Here is a 25444-nt window from a genome sequence, read left to right as displayed (position 1 = left end):
AGGCGGCCGGGAGGTCAACTCAGTCGTTTACCACTGGTAGGTGGCGCTGGCGACCACACTGCGCTGGTCGCCGAAGTAGCAGTAGGAACCGTCACAGGTGGAGAGGTAGTCCTTGTCGAACAGGTTGGTCGCGTTCAGTTTCAGCGAGGCGCCTTTGAGGCTGTTGTCCAGGCGGCCGAGGTCGTAATGCACGGCGGCGTCGAACACCGTGTAGGCGTTGGCCTTGCCCGTCCAGGTATTGCCCTGGTCGCCATAGGTATTGCCGGTGTAGCGGGCCCCGGCGCCAATGCCGAAACCGTCGAGCATGCCGCTGTGCCAGGTGTAGTCCGTCCACAGGGAGGCTTGCTGGTTCGGCATCAACTGCAGGCGGTTGCCCTTGTATTGGCCTTTTTGCACTTCGGACTTGGCCAGGGTGTAGGCGGCTATCAGCTTGAGGTTTTCACTCACGTCAGACACGGCTTCGAGTTCCAGGCCCTTGACCTTCACTTCGCCGGTCTGGTCGGTCACCGATTCGCCCCCGGCGCCGAAGCTGGTGACCAGCACGTTTTTCTGGGTCAGGTCGTAAACCGCTGCGCTGAGCAATGTGTTGGAGCCGGGAGGCTGATACTTGACCCCCAGTTCCCATTGCTTGCCCTGCGTGGGCTTGTACGATTTGACCGGGTCGACGCTGGCATTGCTCGCCGGCTGGAAGGACTCGGCGTAGGACAGGTACGGCACGAAGCCCGAATCGAAGACATAGCTCAGCGCCGCGTTGCCACTGAAGTTCCGGCTGCGGTCGGTGTTGGTCGCGTCGTCCTTGTTGAAGTACGTGGTGCCCTGATGCACCCAGTCTTCACGCCCGCCGAGGGTCAGGCGCCATTTGTCGAAGGCCATCTGGTCTTGCACGTAGAGGCCGGTCTGTATGGTTTTCTGGTTGTAGTCGTAGTACGCGTCGGAGCGCGGCGGGCGGACGATCGTCTGGCCATAGGTCGGGTTGAAGATATTGGTCGTCCCGGCGCTGCCGAAAATCGACAGATACGAAGTGTCGGTGCGTTGATGATCGAGCCCCAGCAACAGGGTGTGCGTGATGTCAGCCGTGTTGAAGTCAGCCTGGAAATGGTTGTCGACCGCGAATTGGCCGATGTTTTCGTCAACGTTGGTCGACGAACGACCGATGTTGCCCGCAGCGTCGGCAGGGCCGTAGATCAGTGAGCCCACGGTCAGTTGCTGGAACGCCAGCTCCGACTTGGTGTAGCGCAGGTTCTGGCGGAACTGCCATGTATCGTTGAAGCGATGCTCGAACGCATAGCCCAGCGCGTAGTAGGTGCGGTCGTAAAATTCATAGTCCGGATCGCCGAGGTTCTTGTGGTGGGAGACCTCGCCCAGCGGCGATTTGATCTTGGTGCCCTGGATCGGCAGGAACTGGCTGGTGGTGCCGGTATCGTCGCGGGTGAACTGCGAGAGCAGGGTCAGCTTGGTGTCGGTGTCGATGTTCCAGACCAGGCTGGGGGCGATGTTGTAGCGCTTGTTGTCGATATGGTCGACCTGGGTGCCAGCATCCCGGACCACGCCGCTGACGCCATAGAGGAACTGGCCTTCATCATCGATCTTGCCGGTGCTGGCGAAATTGATCTGGCGATAGTTGTCACTGCCGTATTGCACTTGAATGGCATGGCTCGACTCCGCGCTGGGGCGCCGGCTGACCATGTCCAGCAGGCCGCCCGGCGGGGTCTGGCCATAGACCGAGGAGGCCGGGCCACGCAGCAGGGCGAGGCGATCCAGGTTCCAGGTTTCGGCCTTGGGGTTGGCGTACACGCCGCGTGGCAACGGCAGGCCGTCGAGGAATTGGGTCGGTTCGAAGCCGCGAACGCGCATCCAGTCGTAGCGGGTGTCGCTGCCGTAGCTGGCGGACACAATGCCGGGCATGTATTTGACGGCGTCATCCAGGTTCTGGACGTTGCGGTCCTGCATCTGCTCGCGGGTGGCGACGGAGATCGAGCGCGGTGCTTCGACCAGCGCGGTATCGGTCTTGGTGCCGGCGGCGGTACGCGTCGCCAGGTAGCCCTGCACCGGGCCCCAGGCGCTTTCAGTGTTGCCCTGGGCAACGATGCTGGTTTGCGGCAACGCCACGACCCCGTCCGCAATCGCCACCAGCGTGTAAGTCCCCGCGCTGCTCTGCTCCACCTGCAAGCCGCTGCCGCGCAGTGCCTCGCGCAGTGCGCCCGGGGCGTCGAACTGGCCCTGGACCGGCGCCGAGGTTTTGCCCGCGGCCAGTGCCGGGCTGAGGGTCAGTGCGAGGCCGGCCTGGCTGGCGATCTGGTTCAGGGTGGCGGCCAATGGCGCGGCGGGCAGGTTGTAGGCGCGCACGCTGGACGCTTGCTCGGCGGCGATCAGCGCGCTGCTGGCCAGCGGGGTGCTGAGGGCAATGGCCACGGCTAACAGGCTGGGGCGCAACAAGGTGTCTAGCGTGCGGGACATAGGGCGGCTCCTGAATGGAAGTAATTCGCAATTACCCATGTGCCGAGCGAGATTCGAAAAGTGATAGGGCTTGGGGAAAATAATTGTTGCCTGGGGCTATTCGGTGTTCTTGAGGGCGTCATCGCGGGCAAGCCCGCTCCCACCTTCGACCGCGTTCAGCCTGATACAATGCGGTCGAAGGTGGGAGCGGGATTTCTCGCGCGAGCAATATCCCCGACACCGCCGGACCTAGGGCCTACCCTTCACCGTCACCCACCACGGCGTGCGCTGTTCGATCCGCACCGGCAGCGTCGGCAGCAGCGCGTTGAGCGCCAGGGTGGTGTCGTGCAGCGGGAAGCTGCCGGTGATGCGCAGGTCGGCCACGGCGTTATCCACACCCAGGTAGCCGCGGCGATAACGGCTCAGTTCCTCGACCACATCGCCCAGGCGGGCGTTGTCCACCACCAGCATGCCGCGGGTCCAGGCGTCGGTGGCGGGGGTGACGGCGAGCAGCGGGCCGAGGCTGTCGCTGCGCATCAGCACTTGCTGGCCGGCCTTGAAGATCTGTTCCTGATGCAGCGCCTCGGGTTGCGCGGCCACCGCCGATTGCAGCACGCTCAGGCGCGTGGCGGCGTCCTCGCGCTTGACGATAAACCGCGTGCCCAGCGCGCGCAGGCTGCCGTCGCGGGTCTGCACATAGAACGGGCGCGCATCGTTGTGGCCGGTTTCGACGAGGATTTCGCCTTCCTGCAACACGATCAGCCGGCGTTTTTCATCGAAGCGCACATCGATGGCGCTGTGGGTGTTGAGGTTGATCTGCGTGCCGTCCGCCAGTGTCAGCGTGCGTTGTTCGCCGGTGGCGGTGCGTTGATCGGCCAGCCAATAGTGGAGCGGTACATAACGCTCCCCGGCAAACAAGGCCAGGCCGCAGACCAGTGCGATACTCGCCAGGCCGCTGCCGAGTTTGCGCACGCGCTGGCGAATGCCCTCGCGTGACTGCAACAATGCCGCCCGCGCCGGGCCCGAGGCCACGCTGAAGCGCTGGTCGAGCAGGCCCAGTTGGCGCCAGGCGCGGGCATGTTCTGCATCGCTGGCCAGCCATTTGGCGAACTCCTCCTGTTCCACGGCGCTGCCGTCCCCTGAGTCGAGGGACAGCTGCCAGGCAATCGCCGCATCCAGCACCCGGGCCGACACCGGTTTGCAACTGATCGCACTCACAGCGGCTCGCCATACAACGCGATGTAGCACTGACGGATGCCCTGGGCCAGGTACTGGCGCACGCGCGGCACCGACACGCCGAGGCGCCGGGCGATGTCGGCGTGGCCCAGGCCGTCGATGCGGTTGTAGAGGAACGCGGCGCGGGCCTTGCTCGACAGCGTGCCGAGCAGGCGGTCGATGGCCTTGAGGTCTTCGAGGATCAGTTGCTGGTCTTCCGGTGACGGCTGTTCGCTTTGCGGGATCAGCATCAATTCGCTGAGGTAGGCCTGTTCCAGGGCGGCGCGGCGGAAGTAGTCGAACAGCAAGCCTTTGGCGATCGCCACCAGGAAGGCGCGGGGCTCGCGGGGTTCGCGCAACCCGTCGCGGCCGAGCAGGCGCATGAAGGTGTCCTGGCTCAGGTCTTCGGCGCGGCTCGGGCAGGCCACATTGCGCCGCAGCCAGGCCAGCAGCCAGCCGCGATGGTCGCGATACAACGCACCGACAAGCTCACTGTGTGGGGTCTGGACCGACGACAAGGCATCACCGAATAAACAAGTTTAAACTAACGAGAATTATTCGCGATTGTGTCAGAGGCGTGCAGCGGGCGCAATTGGCGTCTGTCCGGCGGTGCTATTAAAACGATGGCGCTTGCTTGCGCCGTTTCCATTGGCTCAAACGTGCTTGCAGGGCGCGCGGTGTGTCGATGTGCTGCTGGCGCGCGCGGCTGAGCAGGATCAGCATCAGCTCCGCAGTGGCCAGGGCGTCGGCGCTGGCGTGATGGCGTTCGCCCACCTGCAGGTGGAAGTGGTCGATCCAGTCGTCCAGCCCGGCTTCGCGCAGCAGCGCCTCGGGGTACAGCAGCGGGGCGATGTCGGCCACGTCGAGGAAGGTATGGGCCAGGCGATAACCCAGGCTGTCCTTGAGCGCCCGGGCCAGCATGTGTTGATCGAACCGCGCATGGAAGGCCAGCAACGGGCTGTCGCCGACGAACTCCATGAAATCCAGCAACGCGTCCACTGGGTCACTGCCGGCGGCGATCGCGCTGGGGCCGAGACCGTGGATCAGCACGCTGGGGCTGAGTTTTGTTTCGGCGCGTTGCAGGGTGCGCTCGAACATCTGGGAAAAATCCACCGCGCCGTCCTCGATCACCACCGCACCGATGGACAACACCTGATCGCGGTTGAGGTTCAGGCCGCTGGTTTCCAGGTCCAGCACCACCCAGCGCTGGCTGCGCAATGCGGCGTCGCCCAGCGCGACCGGCTGGGGTAACTGCGCCAGGCGCTGCTGTTGTGTTGCGTCGAGATGGGGTTTGGCCGTGCGCAACCAACCAAATAAGTTCACAGCTGATACCGCACGGTCAGGCTGCTTTGCAGGCGCTGGGCCTGGCGCAGGGATTCGCGCAGGATGCGCCGGTCCAGATGGTTGAGGCTGTCGGGGTCGACGCGGTTGGAATACGGCTGGTTTTCCCGCATCTGCAATTGGTGCTGCTGCATGCGGGTTTGCTGGATAAAGTGATACGCCTCTTCATAGGCGGCGCCATCCAGCGGCTCGATCACTTCCTTGACCACCAACTGGCGCAGGCGCTCCAGGGTGTTGATGGCGTGGACGTCGTTGGCCAGGGCCAGCAGGCGCGCGCCGTCGACAAAGGGCGTCAGGCCTTGCACCTTGAGGTCGAGGGTGGCTTTTTCGCCGCCTTTGCGCGTCAGCACGAAATCGCGGAAGCGCCCCACCGGCGGGCGCTGGCGCAAGGCGTTCTCCGCCAGCATGCGCTGGAACAGGCGGTTATCCGCGACCTGGTCGAGAATGCCCTGGCGCAGTTGTTCACAGCCCTGTTCATCGCCCCACACCACCCGCAGGTCGAAATAGATGGTCGACCCCAGCAGGTTCTCCGGCGTGGCTTCGCGGATGAACGCCGCAAACCGTCGCGCCCATTCGGCCCGCGACAGGCACAGCTCGGGGTTGCCGGCCATGATGTTGCCTTTGCACAAGGTGAAGCCGCACTGCGCCAGGCTCTGGTTGATCTGCTGCGCGAGGGGCAGCAGGCGCGCGCGGATCTCAGCCGCTTCGGCGGCGTCCTTGGCGTCGAACAGGATGCCGTTGTCCTGGTCGGTGTAGAGCGTCTGCTCGCGCCGGCCTTCGCTGCCGAAACACAGCCAGGTGAACGGCACGCCGGGGTCGCCTTTGTCGGCGAGGGTCAGCTCGATGACTCGGCACACGGTGTGATCGTTGAGCAGGGTAATGATGTGGGTGATCTGGGTCGACGACGCGCCGTGGGCCAGCATGCGCTCCACCAACTGGCCGATCTCGCCGCGTATCGCCACCAGGTTTTCCACCTTGGGTGCGTTGCGGATGGTACGGGCCAGGTGGACCAGGTCCACGCGTTGCAGGGAAAACAGGTCGCGCTCGGACACCACGCCGCACAGACGCTGGTCTTTGACCAGGCACACGTGGGCGATATGCCGTTCGGTCATTGCGATGGCGGCGTCGAAGGCGCTGTGGTCCGGGGTGAGGAAGAACGGCGCATGGGTCATGTGCGCGTCGATCGGCAGGGTGAAGTCGCTTGTGCCGTCGGCCACCACCTGGCGCAGATCGCGCAGGGTGAAGATCCCCAGGGGCGCCTTGTGCTCATCCACGATCACAATGCTGCCGACCTGTTGCTCGTGCATCAGCGTCACCGCTTCGCGCAACGGAGTAGCCGGGCTGCACGTCACCGGGTGGCGCATGGCCAGCTCGCCGAGGCGGGTGTTCAAGGAGTATTGGGTGCCGAGGGTTTCCACGGCTTTTTGCTGCACTTGCTGGTTGACCTGATCAAGCAGGCTGCTGACGCCGCGCAAGGCGAAATCGCGGAACTCGCTGGACAGCGCGAACAGCTTGATAAACGCCGGCTTGTTCAGTTGCAGGCAGAAGGTGTCTTCGGCGGCCTTGTGCTCGGTGCGCGTCGCACGTTCGCCCAGCAGTGCCGCAAGGGGGAAGCACTCGCCGGTGGCAATCTCAAAGGTGGGTTCGGCCGAATCCGGCCGTTCGCCGATGACCCGGCCCTGCTTGACGATGTAAAAGTGCTCCACCGGCCCGGCCGACGGCTTGAGGATGCTTTCGCCGGGGCCATAAAAGCGCAATTGGCACTGCTCTACCAGGAACGCGAGGTGCGCGTTTTCCATTTGGTTGAACGGCGGGAAGCGTTGCAGGAACTGCAAGGTGCCGTGGATGTTCTGCAACACCGCAGTTTTTCCCGCCTGGGCGAATGCATCAGCTTTACTCATAACTATGACCGCGATGTTTTTGTCGTTATCGTCCTGCATGGTCGACTCCTGCACGGCGGGTGCCCATTGGACGTAAGTCTAGGTCGATGAAAACGGCGCATAACTAGGGAAAAACCTTACATGACGATCGTCCAAACCCCGTAGAACGCCCACTAGGCAAACTTTCCGACGAAGTGCACATTGTTCGCCCTTCCGCAGATGTCTGACGAGTGTGCTGGGAGATTGATGAGAGCTAGCTGAGAACCGTATGTCCGACCACGATATTTTGAGTGATGCCGAGCGCGAAGCGCTGAGCGCTGTGATGCTGAAGCCTGATTTACCGCCACAACGCGTGTTGATCGTCGACGACGACAAGGACGCGCGCGAACTGCTGGCGGAAATCCTGGGCCTGGACGGGATTCGCTGCATGACCGCCGAGAGTGGTGAGGCAGCCTTGAAACTCTTGAACTCGAGCCGCTCCATTGGGTTGCTGATCACCGACCTGCGCATGGCGCCGAGCAATGGCCTCCAGTTGATTCGTGAAGTGCGCGCATCCGAGCGCGCGGCGCTGCCGATCATCGTCGTGTCCGGGAACGCCGGAGCGCTGGATGTGATCGATGCGATGCATTTGAGCGTGGTGGACTTTCTGCTCAAGCCGATTGATAGCGTGAAGTTGGCGAAGATGGTCAAGCGCGAGTTGGGGATGAGGTCCTGATTTTTGCGGTGTATGTAAAGGCCTCATCGGGGGCAAGCCCCCTCCCACAGTTGACCGCGTACATCCTGTGGGAGGGGGCTTGCCCCCGATGAGGCCATTCCGGACACCACAAGCCTCAAAGAAAAAGCCCTGATCGCAAGATCAGGGCTTTTTCATTTACAGGCCGTTTTTAGCCTTGAACTCCCGACGCCTGCGATGCAACACCGGCTCGGTATAACCGTTAGGCTGTTTGGTGCCTTCAATCACCAACTCCACCGCCGCTTGGAACGCGATATTGCTATCGAAGTCCGGCGCCAGCGGGCGGTACAACGCATCCCCGGCATTCTGACGGTCTACCACCGGCGCCATGCGCTTGAGGCTTTCCATCACCTGATCCTGAGTGACCACGCCGTGGCGCAGCCAGTTGGCGATGTGCTGGCTGGAAATGCGCAGGGTGGCGCGGTCTTCCATCAGGCCGATGTCGTTGATGTCCGGCACTTTCGAGCAGCCGACGCCCTGGTCGATCCAGCGCACCACATAACCGAGGATGCCCTGGGCGTTGTTGTCCAGCTCGTTGCGGATTTCTTCGTCCGACCAGTTAGGGTTGTTCGCCAGCGGGATGGTCAGGATATCGTCCAGCGACGCGCGCTCGCGCTTGGCCAGTTCGGCCTGGCGCGCGAACACGTCGACCTTGTGGTAGTGCAACGCGTGCAACGCAGCCGCCGTCGGCGACGGCACCCAGGCGGTGTTGGCGCCGGCCAGCGGGTGGGCGATTTTCTGTTCGAGCATCGCCGCCATCAGGTCGGGCATGGCCCACATGCCTTTACCGATCTGCGCACGGCCTTGCAGGCCGGTAGCGAGGCCGATATCGACGTTCCAGTTTTCGTAGGCGCCGATCCATTTTTCCGCCTTCATCGCGGCCTTGCGCACCATCGCGCCGGCTTCCATGGAGGTGTGGATTTCATCGCCGGTGCGGTCGAGGAAGCCGGTGTTGATAAACACCACGCGCTCGCTGGCGGCCTTGATGCAGGCCTTGAGGTTGACCGTGGTACGGCGCTCCTCGTCCATGATCCCAACCTTGAGGGTGTTGCGCGGCAGGTTCAGCACGTCTTCGATGCGGCCGAACAGCTCGTTGGTGAACGCCGCTTCTTCCGGGCCGTGCATCTTCGGTTTCACGATGTACACGGAACCGGTGCGGCTGTTCTTGCGGCTGCTGTTGCCGTTGAGGCTGTGGATCGCCGCCAGGCTGGTGAGCAGGCCGTCGAGAATGCCTTCCGGTACTTCGTTGCCGTTTTTGTCGAGGATCGCGTCGATGGTCATCAAGTGGCCAACGTTGCGCACGAACAGCAGCGAGCGACCGTGCAGTGTCACGTCCTGGCCGTTCACGCCGGTGTAGACGCGGTCGGCGTTCATGGTGCGGGTGAAGGTCTTGCCGCCTTTGGCCACTTCTTCGGCCAGGTCGCCTTTCATCAGGCCGAGCCAGTTGCGGTAGATCACCACTTTGTCGTCGGCATCGACGGCGGCGACGGAGTCTTCGCAGTCCATGATGGTGGTCAGCGCGGCTTCCATCAGCACGTCTTTGACGCCGGCCGCGTCGGTCTGGCCGACCGGGGTGCTGGCATCGATCTGGATTTCGAAATGCAGGCCGTTGTGTTTGAGCAGGATCGCAATCGGCTGGGCGCTGTCGCCCTGGAAGCCGATCAACTGGGCATCGTCGCGCAGGCCGCTGTTGCTGCCGCCTTTGAGGCTGACCACGAGTTTGCCGTCAACGATCTTGTAGCCAGTGGAATCGACGTGGCTGCCGGCGCTGAGCGGCGCGGCTTCGTCGAGGAAGGCGCGGGCGAAGGCGATGACCTTGTCGCCGCGCACCTTGTTGTAGCCCTGGCCCTTTTCGGCGCCGTCGGCTTCGCTGATGGCGTCGGTGCCATACAGCGCGTCATACAGCGAGCCCCAGCGCGCATTGGAGGCGTTGAGGGCGAAACGGGCGTTCATCACCGGCACAACCAGCTGGGGGCCGGCCATGCGGGCGATTTCGTCATCGACGTTTTGGGTCGAGGCCTGGAAGTCTGCGGCTTCTGGCAGCAGGTATCCGATATCTTGCAGGAAGGCTTTGTAGGCCACCGGGTCATGCGCCTGGCCGGCGTGAGTCTGGTGCCAGGTGTCGATCCGCGCTTGGAAATCGTCGCGTTTGGCGAGTAGGGCTTTGTTCTTCGGTGCCAGGTCGTGGATGACCTTGTCGGCACCGGCCCAGAACTGGTCGGCAGTGATGCCGGTACCGGGAATGGCTTCGTTGTTCACGAAGTCGAACAGGACTTTGGCGACCTGCAGGCCACCGACTTGAACGTGTTCAGTCATTGCTTGCCTCACTCTGCGGAGCTTATGCGCTTTTCAGCTTTTCAATTTACCAATGAAGCCTCTGGCCATTTAAACCGCGGGCACGCTGCGCCGGTACATGCCTGTGAAGGCGGCTGGGCAGGCTGTGTCGCGGAGCATGGTTGCCGTGGCAGACATCGACCCAACGTTATGTAGTGCGCGATTGCGCATACTACATGATGACTTGCGCTTGTGAAAATTAGACTAAATACGTCGTTTAGCGACCCACTTTGGTCGTATGGTCACAGTGGGGTCTTGGATGTTCTCAAGAAACAGATGGATTGTTCCAGATAAATATAAAAATGGTACACGATTTGTTTTCGGGGGCATCTGCGTCCACCTTGTAGATTGAATTCCAGAGGGCTTCGCCATGGACCATCTTGTACTCACTATCATTGCCGCCGACAAACCCGGCCTGGTTGAACGCATTGCGCAGAACATCGCGGCCCACGGCGGCAACTGGCTGGAGAGCCGCATGGCGCACATGGCCGGGCAGTTTGCCGGGATTCTGAGGGTCAGCGTTCCCGCCGAGAACCGTCAGGCCCTGGTGAATGCGCTGGAGGACTTATCCACACACGGTATCCGCGTGCTGGTGGGCGAGAGCGGCGCCGGGCAGGCGGCGGCGTCCAAACCGATCACCATGACGCTGGTGGGCAACGACCGGCCGGGGATCGTGCGTGAGATCACCGCGCTGTTGAGCAAGCAGGGGGTGAACCTCGAACGCTTGAGCACCGACGTGCGCCCGGCGCCGATGAGCGGCGACCCGCTGTTCCACGCCGATGCATCACTGGCGGTGCCGTCTGGCTTGGCGCTGGACACCCTGCAAGCAGCCCTGGAAACCCTGGCCGATGACTTGATGGTGGAGTTGGAACTGCGCCGCGAGGAATAACCACCCACAAGGTTATGCATGGAAATCTTGCATGGGCCTGTGGATAACCTGTAGAGACCCGGCGCCAGGCCACGCCGGCCGTGCTTCTCCGTCACCTGAGCAAAAAACGAGCAGTTTCAAGGGCTTGTACACAAATGGCGGGGATCAGGTTGTGGATAACCTTGGGGTGGATCTCTGCAAGCCATGCGGGCCGTGGCTTGCAGAGGTTTGTACGTTATTTGATCAGCGTTTGCGCACGGTCAGCCAGGCGTCCAGGCTGTAGACCACCAGGCCGGCCCAGATAAAGGCGAAGGCGATCAGCGTGCTGGTTGCCAGCTGTTCGCCAAACAGCAGCACCGCTTCGAGCAGCACCAGGGTCGGCGCCACGTACTGCAAAAAGCCCAGGGCGGTGTAGGGCAAATGCCGTGCGGCGGCGTTGAAGCACACCAGTGGGATCAGCGTCACCGGGCCGGCGGCCACCAGCCACCAGGCTTCGGACGTACTCCAGAATGCCAACTGCGCGCTGTGCGCCGACGGGTTGAACAGCAACCAGGCGACGGCGATCGGCACCAACATCCAGGTTTCCACCACCAGCCCCGGCAGTGCCTTGACCGGCGCCTGCTTGCGGATCAGGCCATAGAAACCGAAGGTCAGCGCCAGCGCCAGCGACACCCACGGCAAACTGCCCACCTGCCACACCTGTTGCGCCACCCCCGCGGCGGCGAGACCGACGGCGAGCCATTGCAGGCGGCGCAGGCGTTCGCCGAGGAGCAGCATGCCGAGCAACACGTTCACCAGCGGGTTGATGTAGTAACCCAGGCTGGCTTCGAGCATGCGTCCGCTGTTCACCGACCACACATAGGTCAGCCAGTTAGCCGCAATCAACGCCCCGCTGAGCGCCAGGATCGCCAGGCGCCGGGGGTTATCGCGCAGTTCGCGGAACCAGCCGGGGTGTTTCCAGACCATCAGCAACAGCGTGCCGAACAGCGCCGACCAGAGCACGCGGTGTACGATGATTTCGGCGGCGGGGACACTGGCGATGGCTTTGAAGTAGAGCGGGAACAGACCCCAGATGACATAGGCGCTCAGGCCCAGGATGTAGCCCTTGCGGGGGTTGGCGGCGTGCATTGCAGAATCCTTGCTTAGGCAGCTAACAAAGCGCGATTGTAAGGATATTTGTCCGCTCGTGGGGCCTGCAGTGCTTTATGTGGGAGGGGGCTTGTTCCCTCCCACAGGAAGCAACGCCGTCAGAACAGTTTCAGCGGTTCTTCGTTGAGCGCCGACAACTGTTCGCGCAACGCCAACACCTGATCACCCCAATACCGCTCGCTGCCGAACCACGGAAAGCTGTGGGGGAACGCCGGATCATCCCAGCGCCGCGCCAGCCAGGCGCTGTAGTGCATCAGGCGCAAGGCCCGCAGCGGTTCGATCAGCGCCAGTTCGCGCGGGTCGAAATCGTGGAATTCCTGGTAGCCGTCCATCAACTCCGACAGCTGGCCCAGACATTCCTGACGGTCGCCGGCGAGCATCATCCACAGGTCCTGTACGGCCGGGCCCATGCGGCAGTCATCGAGGTCGACGATGTGGAACATCTCGTCGCGGCACATCATGTTGCCGGGGTGGCAATCGCCGTGCATGCGGATGTTCTTGTGCGGCGTGGCCTTGTACACCTCTTCCACACGCTTGAGCAGGTCGCGGGCCACGGACTCGTAGGCCGGCAGCAGGCTTTTGGGAATGAAGTTGCCTTCGAGCAGGGTGGTGAGGGAGTCGTGGCCGAAGTTCTTCACGCCCAGGGCTTCGCGGTGTTCGAACGGGCGGGTCGCGCCGACTGCGTGCAAGCGCCCGAGCAACTGGCCAAGGCGATAGAGCTGGTCCAGATTGCCCGGCTCCGGCGCCCGGCCGCCACGGCGCGGGAACAGGGCGAAGCGGAACCCGGCGTGTTCGAACAGGCTTGAGCCGTTATGGATCATCGGCGCGACCACTGGCACATCGCACTCGGCCAGCTCGAAGGTGAAGCTGTGTTCTTCGAGGATCGCTTCGTTGCTCCAGCGCTGCGGTCGGTAGAACTTGGCGATCAGCGGCTCGGCGTCTTCGATGCCCACTTGATACACACGGTTTTCGTAGCTGTTGAGCGCCAATACGCGCGCATCGCTGAGGAAGCCGATACTTTCGACAGCATCGAGCACCAGGTCGGGGGTGAGTGTTTCAAACGGATGGGCCATGCGAACTCCTGCGCGCAGCAGGGCGCCGCGTCCGGCCGGGTATGGTAACGCACCGGGCTTGAGATAGGGGGCGGCTGTGCCATTGCTATCGGGGGCAAGCCCCCTCCCACAGTTGAAGGTATTCACAAATCAACATGTGGCAGGGGCAAGCCCCCTCTCACAGTTGAAGGTATTCACAAATCAACATGTGGGAGGGGGCTTGCCCCCGATAGCGGTCTGTCAGGCGCCCACGATCCCACCATCATCCCGCCGAATCGCCATCACCGACGAACGCGGCTTGCCATTGGGCAGATGCTCCGGCCACGTCGAACCACCGGTTTCGCCGGGATGCTGAATCCCCACGAACAAGGTCTTCTGATCCGGCGAGAAGCTGATCCCCGTCACCTCGCACGCCACCGGCCCGACCATGAAACGGCGGATTTCCCCGGTGTTGGGGTCGGCGCAGAGCATCTGGTTATTGCCCATGCCGGCGAAGTCGCCGCCGTTGCTGTAGTCACCGTCGGTCAGAATCCACAGGCGCCCGGCTTTGTCGAAACCCAGGCCATCGGGGCTGTTGAACATGTTCTGTGGGTTGATGTTCGACGAGCCGCCCTTCGGCGTACCGGCATGCACGCCGGGGTTGCCCGCGACCACAAACAGATCCCAGGTGAAATCGGCGGCGCCGTGGTTATCGGCGTTGGGCTTCCAGCGCAGGATCTGGCCGTAGACGTTTTTCTCGCGTGGGTTGGGCCCACCGACCGGCTGGCCGTCTTCGCCGCGCTTGGCGTTGTTGGTCAGGGTGCAATAGACCTGGCCGTCGGTGGGGCTGACCACGATCCATTCCGGGCGGTCCATGCGCGTGGCTTTCACCACACTGGCAGCCAGGCGTGCATGGATCAGCACTTCGGCCTGGCTGGCGAAACCGGTGCTGGCGTCGATGCCGTTCTTGCCATGGGTCAGCTCGACCCATTGGCCGTTGCCCTTGGGGTGGTCGGCGTTGCCGTCGCCGGCGTCGAAGATCGCCACAAACAACGTGCCATGGTCGAGCAGGTCTTTGTTGGCCTTGGGGTTCTGGTGGTCGATCGGGTCGCGGCTGACGAACTTGTAGATGAATTCGCCGCGCTCGTCGTCGCCCATGTACACCACGGCGCGGCCGTCGCGGGTTTCCGCGAGGGCTGCGTTTTCATGCTTGAAGCGGCCAAGGGCGGTGCGTTTGACGGGGGTGGAGTGCGGGTCGAACGGGTCGATTTCCACCACCCAGCCATGGCGATTGAGTTCGTTGGGATTCTTGGCCATATCGAAACGCGGGTCGTGCAGGTGCCAGTTGATCTCTTTGCTCGCCGCCACCACGCCGTAGCGCTTTTGCCCGGCGTCGAAGGTTTGTTGTGGGTTGCTGCTGCCGAAGCAGTCGGTGAAGTTCTCTTCGCACGTCAGATAAGTGCCCCACGGCGTCTTGCCGTTGGCGCAGTTCTGGAAGGTGCCGAGGGCTTTTTTGCCGGATTTGTCGGCGCTGGTTTTCAGCCAGTCATGGCCGGCCGCCGGGCCGCTCAGGCGGATCGGCGAGTTGCCGTGGATGCGCCGGTTGTAGCGCGAGTCCTGGACGAACTGCCAGGTGTCGCCCTGGCGGCGCACTTCGATCACCGACACACCTTCGCTGGCCTGGGCCTTGCGCACGTCTTCGGCCGATTGCGGCGCGCCGCCGTGGGCGAAGAGGTAGCGGTAGTTGGTGTATTCGTTATTGATCGCCATCAGCGCGCGGTTGTCGTCGCCGGGGAAGGCGAACAGGCTCATGCCATCGTTGTTGTCACCGAACTGCTGCTCCTGGGCCTTGGCCGTGCCGTTGCCGGACGGGTCGAACGCCGGGGCATTCTTGTGCAGCGGCTGGCCCCAACTGATCAGCACCGAGGCGCTGTAGCCGGGCGGCAGGGTGATGCTGTCGCTGGTGGCGGCGGCGATGCTGGCGAACCCCAGCAGCGGGCTGGCGTTGGCGGCATTCACGGCCAGCGCGCTGCGGGTCAGCAGGTTGCCGCCGAGGAACATCGCGGCTCCGCACAGGGCACCGGCGCCGATGAAGCGGCGGCGGGTGAGGCCGACCATCTGTTCGAGGTCGGTGGCTTGGTTTTCTTCTAATAGGCTCATGTCAGGCTCCCTGCGGTTTTTGCAGACACCATAAGGAGCGGGCATGACGAAATTGTTGCAGTTTGACGGCGGGCGCAGCAGGCCCGGCGCTTAGACGGGCGTGCCGAGCAATACATTGCTCGGCGCGAATTGCACCTGGATCGGCTGGCCTTCGGCGGCACCCAGGGCCTTGAGCGCGTGGGGCTGGGCCAGGGCGCAAAGTACCTGGCCGTTGGGCAGGGCGATTCGCACTTCGCTGGGGCCGTCCTCGGCGTCGAGAATGGCGTCGACGCTGCCGATCAGGCAATTGTGTCCAGGTGTTTCTGGGTGCTGGCTGGCGCACACCTCCAGCCAGCCGGCCTTGATCAGGGCGACCACTTCAACACCGGCTTCCAGCTCCAGCCGTTGCGTGCTGTCGTGGGTGATCTGCGCGCTCAGGCTCAGGCCGCCGGCCAGTTGCAGGCGGATCAGATCATTGCGGCCGTGACGCTCGATGGCGACGACCTGGCCATGCAGTTGGTTGCGCGCACTGGTGCGCAGCATCAGGCGGCCCAGCAGGTTGAAGTCGCTGGCAGCTTCGTCCGAGCCGAGCACTTCGGCCTGTAACACTTGCAGGCGCTGATAGAGACGCAGCACGCGCTCGCCTTCGGCCGTCAGCCTGGCGCCGCCGCCGCCCTTGCCGCCGACGCTGCGTTCCACCAACGGGTTTTGCGCGAGGTTGTTCAGTTCGTCGATGGCGTCCCAGGCCGCTTTGTAGCTCAAGCCGGCGCTTTTCGCCGCGCGGGTGATCGAGCCCTGCTCGGCGATATGCGCGAGCAAAGCGATGCGCTGCGGGCGACGGATGATGTGTTGGCTGAGGGAGGTCGGCAGAGACATGGGGTTACGCTTCGATGAGATGAGCGGAACGTTGCGGGCAAGGCCGGCCGGAGTCAAGTCAGGCACCCGGTTTGGGCGTGCGCGCCAGGCAGTACACGTCGACCTGCCGCGCTCCGGCCTCCATCAACAGACGTGCCAGGCTATGGGCGGTCGCACCGGTGGTGAGCACGTCGTCGACCAGCGCAAAGTGGCGGTCCTGTACCGGTATGTCGCGCGCCAGGGCGAAGGCGCCGCGCAGGTTGCGTTGGCGGCTCTTGGCGTCGAGCGCCTGTTGCGCGACGGTTTCACTGGGGCGTAACAACAGGTGTTCATTGTAGGCAATGTGCAGTTCGGCGCTGAGCCAGCGTGCCAGCATCAACGCCTGGTTATAACCGCGCTCGCGCAGGCGTTTGCGCGCCATGGGCACCGGCAGCAGGCAGTCGGGGCGCGGCAGTTCGGCGTTGTCGAAGCGGTGTTGCAGATGGCGTCCCAGCAAGCGCCCCAGCAGATGCCCGAGGGGCCAGCGCGCCTGATGCTTGAAGCGGCTGATCAGGCTATCGACGGGGAAGCTGTAGCGCCAGGCGGCAATGACCTGTTTAAAGGCCGGCGGGTGTTTCTGGCATTGGCCGCAGATCAGACCGTCCAGCGGCAGGGGCAGGGCGCAGACCTCGCACTGCTCCATCAGCCAGGGCAGCTCGGTTTCGCAGGCGTTGCACACACAATCGGCCGACTCAGTGGCTTCATCGCAGATTAAACAGTTCTGTACGTTTTTTGACCATATGTAAACTTGGTGTTTGTATCCAGGTTGACAGTGCATGAATCTTCCTTAAATATGCCGAGCATCCGTGTCGTGCCTGTGGGTATTGCCCTTCCCACAGCGTTTGCCAAAGCATAATCAAGGAATCGCCCATGAGCGCCAGCACCACTGCCACCCTGCGTCACGATTGGTCCTTGGCCGAAGTCAAAGCACTGTTCGTGCAACCGTTCAATGACCTGTTGTTCCAGGCGCAGACCGTACACCGCGCGCATTTCGATGCGAACCGTGTGCAGGTGTCGACCCTGCTGTCGATCAAGACCGGCGCCTGCCCGGAAGATTGCAAATATTGTCCGCAGTCGGGCCACTACAACACCGGCCTGGAAAAAGAAAAGCTGATGGAAGTGCAGAAGGTCCTCGAAGAGGCGGCCCGCGCCAAGGCCATCGGTTCGACTCGCTTCTGCATGGGCGCGGCGTGGAAACATCCGTCGGCCAAAGACATGCCCTACGTGCTGCAGATGGTCAAAGGCGTGAAGGCCATGGGCCTGGAAACCTGCATGACCCTCGGCCGTCTCGACCAGGACCAGACCGAAGCCCTGGCTCAGGCCGGCCTCGACTACTACAACCACAACCTCGACACGTCGCCAGAGTTCTACGGCTCGATCATCACCACCCGCACCTACGCCGAGCGCCTGCAAACCCTGGCCTATGTGCGCGATTCGGGGATGAAGATCTGCTCCGGCGGCATTCTCGGCATGGGCGAGTCCCTCGACGACCGCGCCAACCTGCTGATCCAGCTGGCCAACCTGCCGGAGCATCCGGAATCGGTGCCGATCAATATGCTGGTGAAGGTGGCCGGCACCCCGCTGGAAAACGCCGAGGAGATCGACCCGTTCGACTTTATCCGCATGCTGGCGGTGGCGCGCATCCTGATGCCGCAGTCCCATGTGCGCCTGTCGGCCGGCCGTGAGGCGATGAACGAGCAGATGCAGGCCCTGGCGTTCTTTGCTGGCGCCAACTCGATCTTCTACGGCGACAAACTGCTGACCACCGCCAACCCGCAGGCCGACAAGGACATGCAACTGTTCTCGCGCCTGGGCATCTTGCCGGAAGCGCGGGAAGAGCACGCCGACGAAGTCCACCAGGCGGCGATCGAGCAAGCGCTGGTGGAACAGAAAAGCAGCGAGCAGTTCTACAACGCCGCGGTTTAAAGCACCACGGCGATCCAAATGTGGGAGCTGGCTTGCCTGCGATAGCGGTCTTTCTGACACTTCGGTGGTGACACTCCTGCCGCTATCGCAGGCAAGCCAGCTTCCACAGGGGATCGCGCCCTGTCTTACATTTCTCTGATCTGCCGAGGCCTGCATGTCTTTCGATCTCGCCGCGCGTCTCGCTGCCCGTCGTGCCGAACACCTTTACCGCCAACGCCCTCTGCTGGACAGCCCGCAAGGCCCGGAAGTGGTGGTGGACGGTCAACCGTTACTGGCGTTCTGCAGTAACGATTACCTGGGCCTGGCCAATCACCCGCAGGTGATCGAGGCCTGGCGTGCCGGTGCGTCCCGTTGGGGCGTGGGCGGTGGCGCTTCGCACCTGGTGGTCGGGCATGCCACGCCGCACCATGCGCTGGAAGAAGCCCTGGCCGACTTCACCGGGCGCCCGCGTGGGTTGTTGTTTACCACCGGTTACATGGCCAACCTCGGTGCGGTCACGGCGCTGGTGGGGCAGGGCGATACGGTGCTGGAAGACCGCCTCAACCATGCTTCATTGCTGGATGCCGGCCTGCTGTCCGGGGCGCGCTTCAATCGCTACCTGCACAACGACGCCGCCAGCCTGGCCAAGCGCCTGGAGAAAGCCACCGGCAATACCCTGGTGGTCACCGATGGCGTGTTCAGCATGGACGGCAACCTCGCCGACTTGCCGGCGCTGGCCCGTGAAGCGCGGGCCAAAGGCGCCTGGTTGATGGTGGACGACGCCCACGGTTTCGGCCCGTTGGGCGCGAACGGCGCCGGTATCGTCGAACATTTCGGCCTGAGCCAGGCGGATGTGCCGGTGCTGGTCGGCACCCTGGGCAAAGCGTTCGGCACTGCGGGCGCCTTTGTCGCGGGCAGTGACGATTTGATCGAAAGCCTGATCCAGTTCGCCCGGCCCTACATCTACACCACCAGCCAACCCCCGGCCCTGGCCTGCGCCACCCTCAAAAGCCTGGAGCTGCTGCGCACCGAGCATTGGCGGCGCGAGCACCTCAACGGCCTGATCCGCCAGTTCCGCCACGGTGCCGAGCAGATCGGCCTGACGCTGATGGACAGCTTCACGCCGATTCAGCCGATCCTGATCGGCGACAGTGCCAAGGCCATGGCGTTGTCGCGGATGTTGCGCGAGCGCGGCCTGATGGTCACCGCGATCCGCCCACCTACCGTGCCCGCCGGCAGCGCCCGTTTGCGCGTGACGCTGACCGCGGCCCACAGCGCGGCGCAGGTGCAGCTATTGTTAAACGCATTGGAAGCGTGTTTCCGCTTGTCCGGTACGACGGAGCCCGACCATGCGTGATCGCTTGATCCTGCTGCCCGGCTGGGGCCTCGGCGTGTCGCCGCTGGAGCCGTTGGCCGCCGCCCTGCACGGCCTGAACGAACACCTGCGCGTGCAGGTCGAGCCGTTGCCGGCGTTGGCCTCCAGCGACCTGGATGAATGGCTCGACGAACTCGACGCGAGCCTGCCGGACAACGCCTGGCTCGGTGGCTGGTCGTTGGGCGGCATGCTCGCTTCCGAGCTGGCCGCGCGGCGCGGCGAGCGTTGTTGTGGGTTGCTGACCCTGGCGAGCAACCCGTGTTTCGTCGCCCGTGATAGTTGGCCGAACGCGATGCCCGGCGCAACTTTTGAGGCGTTCCTCGCCGGTTGCCACGCCGACGCCCCGGTCACCCTCAAGCGCTTCGGCCTGTTGTGCGCCAAAGGCGCCGCGGACCCTCGCGGCTTGGCGCGTCTGCTGGCCAGCGCGGCACCACAGACGCCGTCGGACGTGTTGATGAACGGCCTCGAGCTGCTTGCCCAACTGGATACCCGCGACGCCTTGGTGGCCTACCGCGGCCCGCAATTGCACCTGTTCGCGGGCCTGGATGAATTGGTGCCCGCCGAAGCCGCCAGCGACCTGCTGAGCCTGCTGCCCGATGTCGAAATCGGCCTGATTGAACAGGCCGGCCACGCTTTTCTCCTGGAGGACCCCCACGGTGTAGCGGGGGCCATCCAGGCTTTTTTGCACGAGTGCGTTGATGACTGATTTAGCCCATGCCTGCCTGCCAGGCGCGTTGCCGGACAAGCGCCAGGTGGCGGCCTCCTTTTCCCGTGCCGCCGCCAGTTACGACAGCGTGGCCGAGTTGCAGCGCGCGGTGGGGCATGAATTGCTGACCCGTCTGCCGCCGGCCTGCAGTGCGCAGCGCTGGTTGGACATGGGCTGCGGCACCGGCTATTTCAGCCGCGTGCTGGGCGAACGGCTGCCGGCCGGCCAAGGCGTGGCGCTGGATATTGCCCAAGGCATGCTCGACCATGCGCGGCCGTTGGGCGGCGCGCAGTATTTCATCGCCGGTGACGCCGAGCGCCTGCCGTTGCAGGCGGCCAGCTGCGGGTTGATCTTCTCCAGCCTGGCAGTGCAATGGTGCGCGGATTTCGCGGCGGTGCTCAGCGAAGCCTATCGCGTGCTGCAGCCGGGCGGCGTGCTGGCGTTCGCCAGCTTGTGCGTGGGCACATTGGACGAGTTGCGCGAAAGCTGGCGGGCGGTGGACGGGCGGGTCCACGTCAACCGCTTCCGCAGCTTCGAAGCCTATCAACAGCTGTGCGCGGCCAGTGACTTCAAGGTGCGGAGCCTGGAGCGGCGTGCTCATGTGTTGCATTACCCGGATGTGCGCAGCCTGACCCACGAATTGAAAGCGCTTGGCGCGCACAATCTCAACCCGGGGCGGCCGGGAGGGTTGACGGGCCGCGCGCGGATTGTTGCACTGATCGACGCCTACGAGCAGTTCCGCCAGGCCCAGGGCCTGCCGGCCACCTACCAAGTGGTGTACGCCGTACTGGAGAAGCCTCTATGAACGCCGCTTATTTCATCACCGGCACCGATACCGATGTCGGCAAGACCACCATCGCCGCCGGCCTGCTGCATGCCGCGCGCCTGGCCGGCAAAAGCACCGCCGCCGGCAAGCCGGTGGCTTCCGGTTGCCAGGTCACCGCCAAAGGCTTGCGCAACGCCGATGCGCTGGCACTGCTGGCCGAGTGTTCGTTGCCGTTGAGCTACGCCGAGGTCAACCCGGTGGCGTTCGAGCCGGCCATCGCGCCGCACCTGGCCGCGCGCGAGGCGGGCGTTGCGCTGACGGTGCAATCGCTGCTCAAACCCATGCAACAGATCCTGGCGCGAAAAGCGGATTTCACCCTGATCGAAGGCGCGGGCGGCTGGCGCGTGCCGTTGGCCGACCAGGACAACCTGTCCGACCTGGCCATGGCGCTGCAATTACCGGTGATCCTGGTGGTGGGCGTGCGCCTGGGGTGCATCAGCCATGCCCTGCTCACCGCCGAAGCGATCGCGCGCGATGGCCTGCCGCTGGCCGGTTGGGTGGCGAATATCATCGAGCCGAAGACCTCTCGTCTGGAAGAAAACCTCGCCACCCTGGCCGAACGCTTGCCCGCGCCGTGCCTGGGCCGGGTGCCCAAACTCAAGCACGCCAGCAGCGCCGCGGTGGCTGAGTACCTGCACTTGGACTTGCTTGACTGATTTTGGCTATCGATAAGGCATTATGCCATTAGTGTTTTTGACGGGCCTTTTGCCCGGATGTCTGTTTCAATTCAACTTCACGATTCTCTCAGCAGGTCCACGCCATGGAAATCTCTGGCAGCAGCGCGTTTTATTCAGGCCTGAGCACCATTCAGGCCGGGCAGAGCCGCGTCGACCAGGCCGCCGGCAGGATTGCCAGCGCCGCCACTACCCAGCCGTCGGACGCCCAGAGCGACCTGCTGCAGGCCAATGACCGCGCCCAGCCGACCAACTCGGCGAGCAATATGGTCGAAATGGCCCAAGGCAAGTTTCAGGTGGAGCTGGGCGCGAAAGTCGCCAAGGCTTCCGATGAAATGCTCGGCACGTTGATCGACACCTTCGCCTGACCCCCTGAAGCAACGCGGTGTGCCAGGCACACCGCTCGCGCTTGCACCTTCGCCTTTTTCCCGATAACCCTTGTGGCGCCTCGCCGCAGGCATCGTCGTGCGCGCTCTTGAGCGGTGTCATGACAAACGGCAGCGGGACGACGCTTGACATCCCCAGGTCGTAAACGTATGTTTCAAACACCTGTTTGACCGCCATAACAAATCCCACGCGGTTGTTCATCCCAGACACATCAGCAGAGGTTTATCGCTATGCCTGACTACAAGGCCCCCTTGCGTGATATTCGCTTCGTTCGTGACGAACTGCTCGGCTATGAAGCGCATTATCAAAGCCTGCCGGCTTGCCAGGACGCTACTCCGGACATGGTTGACGCCATTCTTGAAGAAGGCGCCAAGTTTTGTGAGCAAGTACTGGCACCGTTGAACCGCGTGGGTGACATCGAAGGGTGTACCTGGAGCGAGTCAGGCGTTAAGACCCCTACTGGTTTCAAAGAAGCCTACCAACAGTTCGTCGAAGGCGGCTGGCCAAGCCTGGCCCATGACGTGGAGCACGGTGGCCAAGGCCTGCCGGAATCCCTGGGCCTGGCGGTCAGCGAAATGGTCGGCGAAGCCAACTGGTCGTGGGGCATGTACCCAGGCCTGTCCCATGGCGCGATGAACACCATCTCCGAGCACGGCACCCCTGAGCAACAAGACGCCTACCTGACCAAGCTGGTGTCGGGCGAATGGACCGGCACCATGTGCCTGACCGAGCCTCACTGCGGCACCGACCTGGGCATGCTGCGCACCAAGGCCGAACCTCAGGCCGACGGCACCTACAAAGTCTCCGGCACCAAGATCTTCATCTCGGCCGGCGAACACGACATGGCCGACAACATCGTCCATATCGTCCTGGCCCGCCTGCCGGACGCACCGGCCGGTACCAAAGGCATCTCGCTGTTCATCGTGCCCAAATTCCTGCCGAACGCCGATGGCTCGATCGGTGCGCGCAACGCGGTGACCTGCGGTTCCCTGGAACACAAGATGGGCATCCACGGTAACGCCACCTGCGTGATGAACTTCGACGCAGCCACCGGTTTCCTGATCGGCCCGGCGAACAAAGGCCTGAACTGCATGTTCACCTTTATGAACACCGCTCGCCTGGGCACTGCGCTGCAAGGCCTGGCCCACGCCGAGATCGGCTTCCAGGGCGGCCTGAAATACGCTCGCGATCGCCTGCAAATGCGTTCCCTGACCGGCCCGAAAGCGCCGGACAAAGCGGCCGACCCGATCATCGTCCACCCCGACGTGCGCCGCATGCTGCTGACCATGAAAGCCTTCGCCGAAGGTAACCGTGCGATGGTGTACTTCACCGCCAAGCAAGTGGACATCGTCAAGTACGGCACCGACGACGAAGCCAAGAAACAGGCCGATGGCCTGCTGGCCTTCATGACCCCGATCGCCAAGGCGTTCATGACCGAAGTCGGCTTCGAGTCCGCCAACCACGGCGTGCAGATCTACGGCGGTCACGGCTTCATCGCCGAGTGGGGCATGGAGCAGAACGTGCGCGACAGCCGTATTTCGATGCTGTACGAAGGCACCACCGGCATCCAGGCGCTGGACCTGCTCGGCCGTAAAGTACTGATGACCCAAGGCGAAGCGCTGAAGGGCTTCACCAAGATCGTCCACAAGTTCTGCCAGGCCAACGAAGGCAACGAAGCGGTCAAAGAGTTCGTGACACCGCTGGCCGCGCTGAACAAAGAGTGGGGCGAGTTGACCATGAAGGTCGGCATGGCGGCGATGAAAGACCGTGAAGAAGTCGGTGCCGCGTCGGTGGACTACCTGATGTACTCCGGTTACGCCTGCCTGGCTTACTTCTGGGCCGACATGGCACGCCTGGCGGCCGAAAAACTGGCCGCCGGCACCAGCGAAGCGGCGTTCTACACCGCCAAGCTGCAGACCGCGCGCTTCTACTTCCAGCGCATCCTGCCGCGTACCCGTACTCACGTGGCCACCATGCTATCGGGCGCCAACAACCTGATGGACATGAAAGAAGAGGACTTCGGCCTGGCTTACTAAGCCTCACCGAGCCCACTTGAAAAACCGTCGCTCCTGTTGGGGGCGACGGTTTTTTTTTGCCGATAAAAACGCAGCGGGGCGCTCAGGGATTGCGATTGGCTGCCGTTACAGTGATGGCAATGTGATACAGGCCGGGCAGGGTATGTTTAACTGTCTGGAGTAAGGCACAGTGCCATCATTCCTGGCGGGTCGGAGTTTTACCCTTGTCACGCGCGTCCGCTTTACGTTTCAGTCATTTCCTCCCTTCATTGCTGCTGTTACTGGCCGGGCTCTCGGCTGCGTATGTCAAGGACCTCAACGTCTTCTTCACCTCGCTGTTCAACGTGTTGCCGACCCTGGTGCTGTTGCTCGGCGGTTCGTATTGCGCGGTCTATCGTCGCCAGCGTGAACTGTTCCTGATGATCACGGTGTACATCGCCTACTTCCTGCTCGACACCCAGACCGACTACTACCGCGACAACGGCCGCGTGCGCGAAGACGCCGCGGTGGTGTTCCACTTGTGCTGCCTGTTGCTGCCGCTGCTGTTCGGCCTCTATGGGCTGTGGCAGGAAAAAACCCACTTGTTCCGTGATTTTGTCGCGCGCTGTGCGGTGCTGCTGGCGGTCGGCAGTGTCGCGTTGGCGCTGGAGCAAAGTTATCCCCAGGCGCTGCTGAACTGGCTGGCGGAAATTCGCTGGCCGGCGCTGCATGGCGCCTGGATGAGCCTGATCCAGCTGTCGTACCCGATGTTCCTGATCGGTTTCCTGACCCTGGTGGCGCAATACTGGTACCAGCCGCGCCCGCTGCACGCGGCGCAGATGGTGGGGCTGGTGGGATTGTTCTGGATGTTGCCGCAGACGTTTATCCTGCCGTTCACCCTGAACATCATGTGCAGCCAGGTGATGCTGATGATTGCGGCCGCGGTGGCCCACGAGGCCTATCAGATGGCGTTTCGTGACGAGTTGACCGGCCTGCCGGGGCGTCGCGCACTCAATGAGCGCATGCAGCGACTGGGGCGCAACTATGTGCTGGCGATGAGCGACGTCGATCACTTCAAGCGCTTCAACGACACCCATGGCCACGATGTCGGCGACCAGGTGCTGCGCCTGGTCGCCAGCAAGCTGTCGAAGGTCAATGGCGGCGGACGCGCCTACCGTTATGGCGGTGAAGAGTTCGCCGTGGTGTTTGCCGGCAAGACCCTGGATGAATGCATGCCGCACCTGGAAGAAATCCGCGAGATCATCGCCAACTACGACATCAAGCTGCGCAACCCGGACCGCCCGCAGGATGACCTGCAAGGTCGCCAGCGGCGCGCGGGCAGCGGTGCGTCGAGTGTCTCGGTGACCGTCAGCATCGGCGTGGCCGAGCGCCAGGCCGAGCACCGCACGTCCGAAGAGGTGCTCAAATCCGCCGACCAGGCGCTGTATGCCGCCAAGGGCGCGGGGCGTAACTGCGTGATTGCGGCCGGGCAAAACCGCCGTGGCGCGGTACGCACGCAGAGTGCTGCCGGTTGAGTGATGGTGCTGTATTCAGCGG

The 25444-nt window shown here is 63.3% G+C and carries 21 protein-coding genes; 10 read left to right on the top strand and 11 right to left on the bottom strand.

Features of this window, described 5'->3' with window-relative positions; translation table 11 throughout:
- Window positions 1-27 precede the first annotated feature (27 nt).
- The 5 genes from PverR02_RS29035 to PverR02_RS29015 form a co-directional block, all read right to left on the bottom strand.
- Window positions 28-2457: a TonB-dependent siderophore receptor gene (locus PverR02_RS29035; protein ID WP_079444830.1), complete on the bottom strand. Its 2430-nt coding sequence runs from the start codon at window positions 2455-2457 to the stop codon at window positions 28-30.
- Between the two features lie 228 nt (window positions 2458-2685).
- Window positions 2686-3654 (bottom strand): FecR domain-containing protein, encoded by a 969-nt coding sequence (locus PverR02_RS29030; protein WP_046381829.1) that lies wholly within the window; start codon window positions 3652-3654, stop codon window positions 2686-2688.
- Window positions 3651-4169, bottom strand: a complete 519-nt coding sequence (locus PverR02_RS29025) for an RNA polymerase sigma factor (protein ID WP_026140138.1) — start codon at window positions 4167-4169, stop codon at window positions 3651-3653. The genes PverR02_RS29030 and PverR02_RS29025 overlap by 4 nt, the downstream gene beginning before the upstream one ends.
- Window positions 4170-4266: 97 nt before the next feature.
- Window positions 4267-4974, bottom strand: coding sequence for a 3'-5' exonuclease (locus PverR02_RS29020; protein ID WP_017847856.1), 708 nt, complete (start codon window positions 4972-4974; stop codon window positions 4267-4269).
- Window positions 4971-6893, bottom strand: coding sequence for a DUF294 nucleotidyltransferase-like domain-containing protein (locus PverR02_RS29015; protein ID WP_032804651.1), 1923 nt, complete (start codon window positions 6891-6893; stop codon window positions 4971-4973). Before PverR02_RS29015 ends, PverR02_RS29020 begins: the two co-directional genes overlap by 4 nt.
- 247 nt (window positions 6894-7140) lie before the next feature.
- On the opposite strand from PverR02_RS29015, the gene PverR02_RS29010 reads away from it, so the two are divergent.
- Entirely contained in the window at window positions 7141-7587 is a 447-nt protein-coding gene (locus PverR02_RS29010; RefSeq protein ID WP_079444829.1) for a response regulator, read from the top strand.
- Between the two features lie 156 nt (window positions 7588-7743).
- On the opposite strand, the gene PverR02_RS29005 is transcribed toward PverR02_RS29010, so the two are convergent.
- Window positions 7744-9921: a malate synthase G gene (locus PverR02_RS29005; protein WP_046381831.1), complete on the bottom strand. Its 2178-nt coding sequence runs from the start codon at window positions 9919-9921 to the stop codon at window positions 7744-7746.
- 388 nt (window positions 9922-10309) lie between these two features.
- Here PverR02_RS29005 and PverR02_RS29000 point away from each other — a divergent pair, with 388 nt between their 5' ends.
- Entirely contained in the window at window positions 10310-10828 is a 519-nt protein-coding gene (locus PverR02_RS29000; protein WP_017847852.1) for a glycine cleavage system protein R, read from the top strand.
- A 222-nt stretch (window positions 10829-11050) separates the two neighbouring features.
- On the opposite strand, the gene rarD is transcribed toward PverR02_RS29000, so the two are convergent.
- From rarD to PverR02_RS28975, 5 genes are all read right to left on the bottom strand, one after another.
- Window positions 11051-11935 (bottom strand): EamA family transporter RarD, encoded by an 885-nt coding sequence (gene rarD, locus PverR02_RS28995; protein WP_017847851.1) that lies wholly within the window; start codon window positions 11933-11935, stop codon window positions 11051-11053.
- A 119-nt stretch (window positions 11936-12054) separates the two neighbouring features.
- A complete protein-coding gene (locus PverR02_RS28990; protein WP_017847850.1) occupies window positions 12055-13029 on the bottom strand; it encodes a serine/threonine protein kinase in 975 nt (324 codons plus the stop codon).
- Window positions 13030-13248: 219 nt separating this feature from the next.
- Window positions 13249-15147, bottom strand: coding sequence for a PhoX family protein (locus tag PverR02_RS28985; protein WP_046489087.1), 1899 nt, complete (start codon window positions 15145-15147; stop codon window positions 13249-13251).
- A gap of 90 nt (window positions 15148-15237) precedes the next feature.
- A complete protein-coding gene (locus tag PverR02_RS28980; RefSeq protein ID WP_057005408.1) occupies window positions 15238-16002 on the bottom strand; it encodes a TOBE domain-containing protein in 765 nt (254 codons plus the stop codon).
- Between the two features lie 58 nt (window positions 16003-16060).
- Window positions 16061-16798 carry a ComF family protein gene (locus tag PverR02_RS28975; protein WP_079444828.1) on the bottom strand — a complete coding sequence of 246 codons (738 nt, stop codon included), beginning with the start codon at window positions 16796-16798 and terminating at the stop codon, window positions 16061-16063.
- 92 nt (window positions 16799-16890) lie between these two features.
- Between PverR02_RS28975 and bioB the strand changes: the two genes are divergently transcribed.
- The 8 genes from bioB to PverR02_RS28935 all read left to right on the top strand — a co-directional run bounded on the left by bioB (window position 16891) and on the right by PverR02_RS28935 (window position 25422).
- Entirely contained in the window at window positions 16891-17946 is a 1056-nt protein-coding gene (gene bioB / locus PverR02_RS28970; protein WP_017847846.1) for a biotin synthase BioB, read from the top strand.
- Between the two features lie 154 nt (window positions 17947-18100).
- Entirely contained in the window at window positions 18101-19282 is a 1182-nt protein-coding gene (gene bioF / locus PverR02_RS28965; protein WP_079444827.1) for an 8-amino-7-oxononanoate synthase, read from the top strand.
- Window positions 19275-20006, top strand: a complete 732-nt coding sequence (locus PverR02_RS28960) for an alpha/beta fold hydrolase (protein WP_079444826.1) — start codon at window positions 19275-19277, stop codon at window positions 20004-20006. The genes bioF and PverR02_RS28960 overlap by 8 nt, the downstream gene beginning before the upstream one ends.
- Window positions 19999-20811 (top strand): malonyl-ACP O-methyltransferase BioC, encoded by an 813-nt coding sequence (bioC, locus tag PverR02_RS28955; RefSeq protein ID WP_079444825.1) that lies wholly within the window; start codon window positions 19999-20001, stop codon window positions 20809-20811. Before PverR02_RS28960 ends, bioC begins: the two co-directional genes overlap by 8 nt.
- Entirely contained in the window at window positions 20808-21488 is a 681-nt protein-coding gene (gene bioD / locus PverR02_RS28950) for a dethiobiotin synthase (protein WP_046381837.1), read from the top strand. The genes bioC and bioD overlap by 4 nt, the downstream gene beginning before the upstream one ends.
- 104 nt (window positions 21489-21592) lie before the next feature.
- Window positions 21593-21874, top strand: coding sequence for a hypothetical protein (locus PverR02_RS28945; RefSeq protein WP_046381838.1), 282 nt, complete (start codon window positions 21593-21595; stop codon window positions 21872-21874).
- 249 nt (window positions 21875-22123) lie between these two features.
- Window positions 22124-23929: a phenylacyl-CoA dehydrogenase gene (locus PverR02_RS28940; protein WP_057005404.1), complete on the top strand. Its 1806-nt coding sequence runs from the start codon at window positions 22124-22126 to the stop codon at window positions 23927-23929.
- 203 nt (window positions 23930-24132) lie between these two features.
- On the top strand, window positions 24133-25422 hold the full coding sequence (locus PverR02_RS28935; RefSeq protein WP_079444824.1) for a GGDEF domain-containing protein: 1290 nt from the start codon (window positions 24133-24135) through the stop codon (window positions 25420-25422).
- Window positions 25423-25444: the final 22 nt, after the last annotated feature.

It is taken from the genome of Pseudomonas veronii, from assembly GCF_002028325.1.
In the GTDB taxonomy this organism is placed as follows: domain Bacteria; phylum Pseudomonadota; class Gammaproteobacteria; order Pseudomonadales; family Pseudomonadaceae; genus Aquipseudomonas; species Aquipseudomonas veronii.
This window is presented reverse-complemented; position numbering and strand designations above follow the sequence as displayed.

Bases quoted from the DNA above. Each gene is read 5' to 3' on its own strand.
- PverR02_RS29035 (WP_079444830.1), bottom strand. From the start codon at position 2,457: ATGTCCCGCACGCTAGACACCTTGTTGCGCCCCAGCCTGTTAGCCGTG.
- PverR02_RS29015 (WP_032804651.1), bottom strand. From the start codon at position 6,893: ATGAGTAAAGCTGATGCATTCGCCCAGGCGGGAAAAACTGCGGTGTTG.
- PverR02_RS29010 (WP_079444829.1), top strand. From the start codon at position 7,141: ATGTCCGACCACGATATTTTGAGTGATGCCGAGCGCGAAGCGCTGAGC.
- PverR02_RS29005 (WP_046381831.1), bottom strand. From the start codon at position 9,921: ATGACTGAACACGTTCAAGTCGGTGGCCTGCAGGTCGCCAAAGTCCTG.
- PverR02_RS29000 (WP_017847852.1), top strand. From the start codon at position 10,310: ATGGACCATCTTGTACTCACTATCATTGCCGCCGACAAACCCGGCCTG.
- rarD (WP_017847851.1), bottom strand. From the start codon at position 11,935: ATGCACGCCGCCAACCCCCGCAAGGGCTACATCCTGGGCCTGAGCGCC.
- PverR02_RS28990 (WP_017847850.1), bottom strand. From the start codon at position 13,029: ATGGCCCATCCGTTTGAAACACTCACCCCCGACCTGGTGCTCGATGCT.
- PverR02_RS28985 (WP_046489087.1), bottom strand. From the start codon at position 15,147: ATGAGCCTATTAGAAGAAAACCAAGCCACCGACCTCGAACAGATGGTC.
- PverR02_RS28980 (WP_057005408.1), bottom strand. From the start codon at position 16,002: ATGTCTCTGCCGACCTCCCTCAGCCAACACATCATCCGTCGCCCGCAG.
- PverR02_RS28975 (WP_079444828.1), bottom strand. From the start codon at position 16,798: ATGCACTGTCAACCTGGATACAAACACCAAGTTTACATATGGTCAAAA.
- bioB (WP_017847846.1), top strand. From the start codon at position 16,891: ATGAGCGCCAGCACCACTGCCACCCTGCGTCACGATTGGTCCTTGGCC.
- bioF (WP_079444827.1), top strand. From the start codon at position 18,101: ATGTCTTTCGATCTCGCCGCGCGTCTCGCTGCCCGTCGTGCCGAACAC.
- PverR02_RS28960 (WP_079444826.1), top strand. From the start codon at position 19,275: ATGCGTGATCGCTTGATCCTGCTGCCCGGCTGGGGCCTCGGCGTGTCG.
- bioC (WP_079444825.1), top strand. From the start codon at position 19,999: ATGACTGATTTAGCCCATGCCTGCCTGCCAGGCGCGTTGCCGGACAAG.
- bioD (WP_046381837.1), top strand. From the start codon at position 20,808: ATGAACGCCGCTTATTTCATCACCGGCACCGATACCGATGTCGGCAAG.
- PverR02_RS28945 (WP_046381838.1), top strand. From the start codon at position 21,593: ATGGAAATCTCTGGCAGCAGCGCGTTTTATTCAGGCCTGAGCACCATT.
- PverR02_RS28940 (WP_057005404.1), top strand. From the start codon at position 22,124: ATGCCTGACTACAAGGCCCCCTTGCGTGATATTCGCTTCGTTCGTGAC.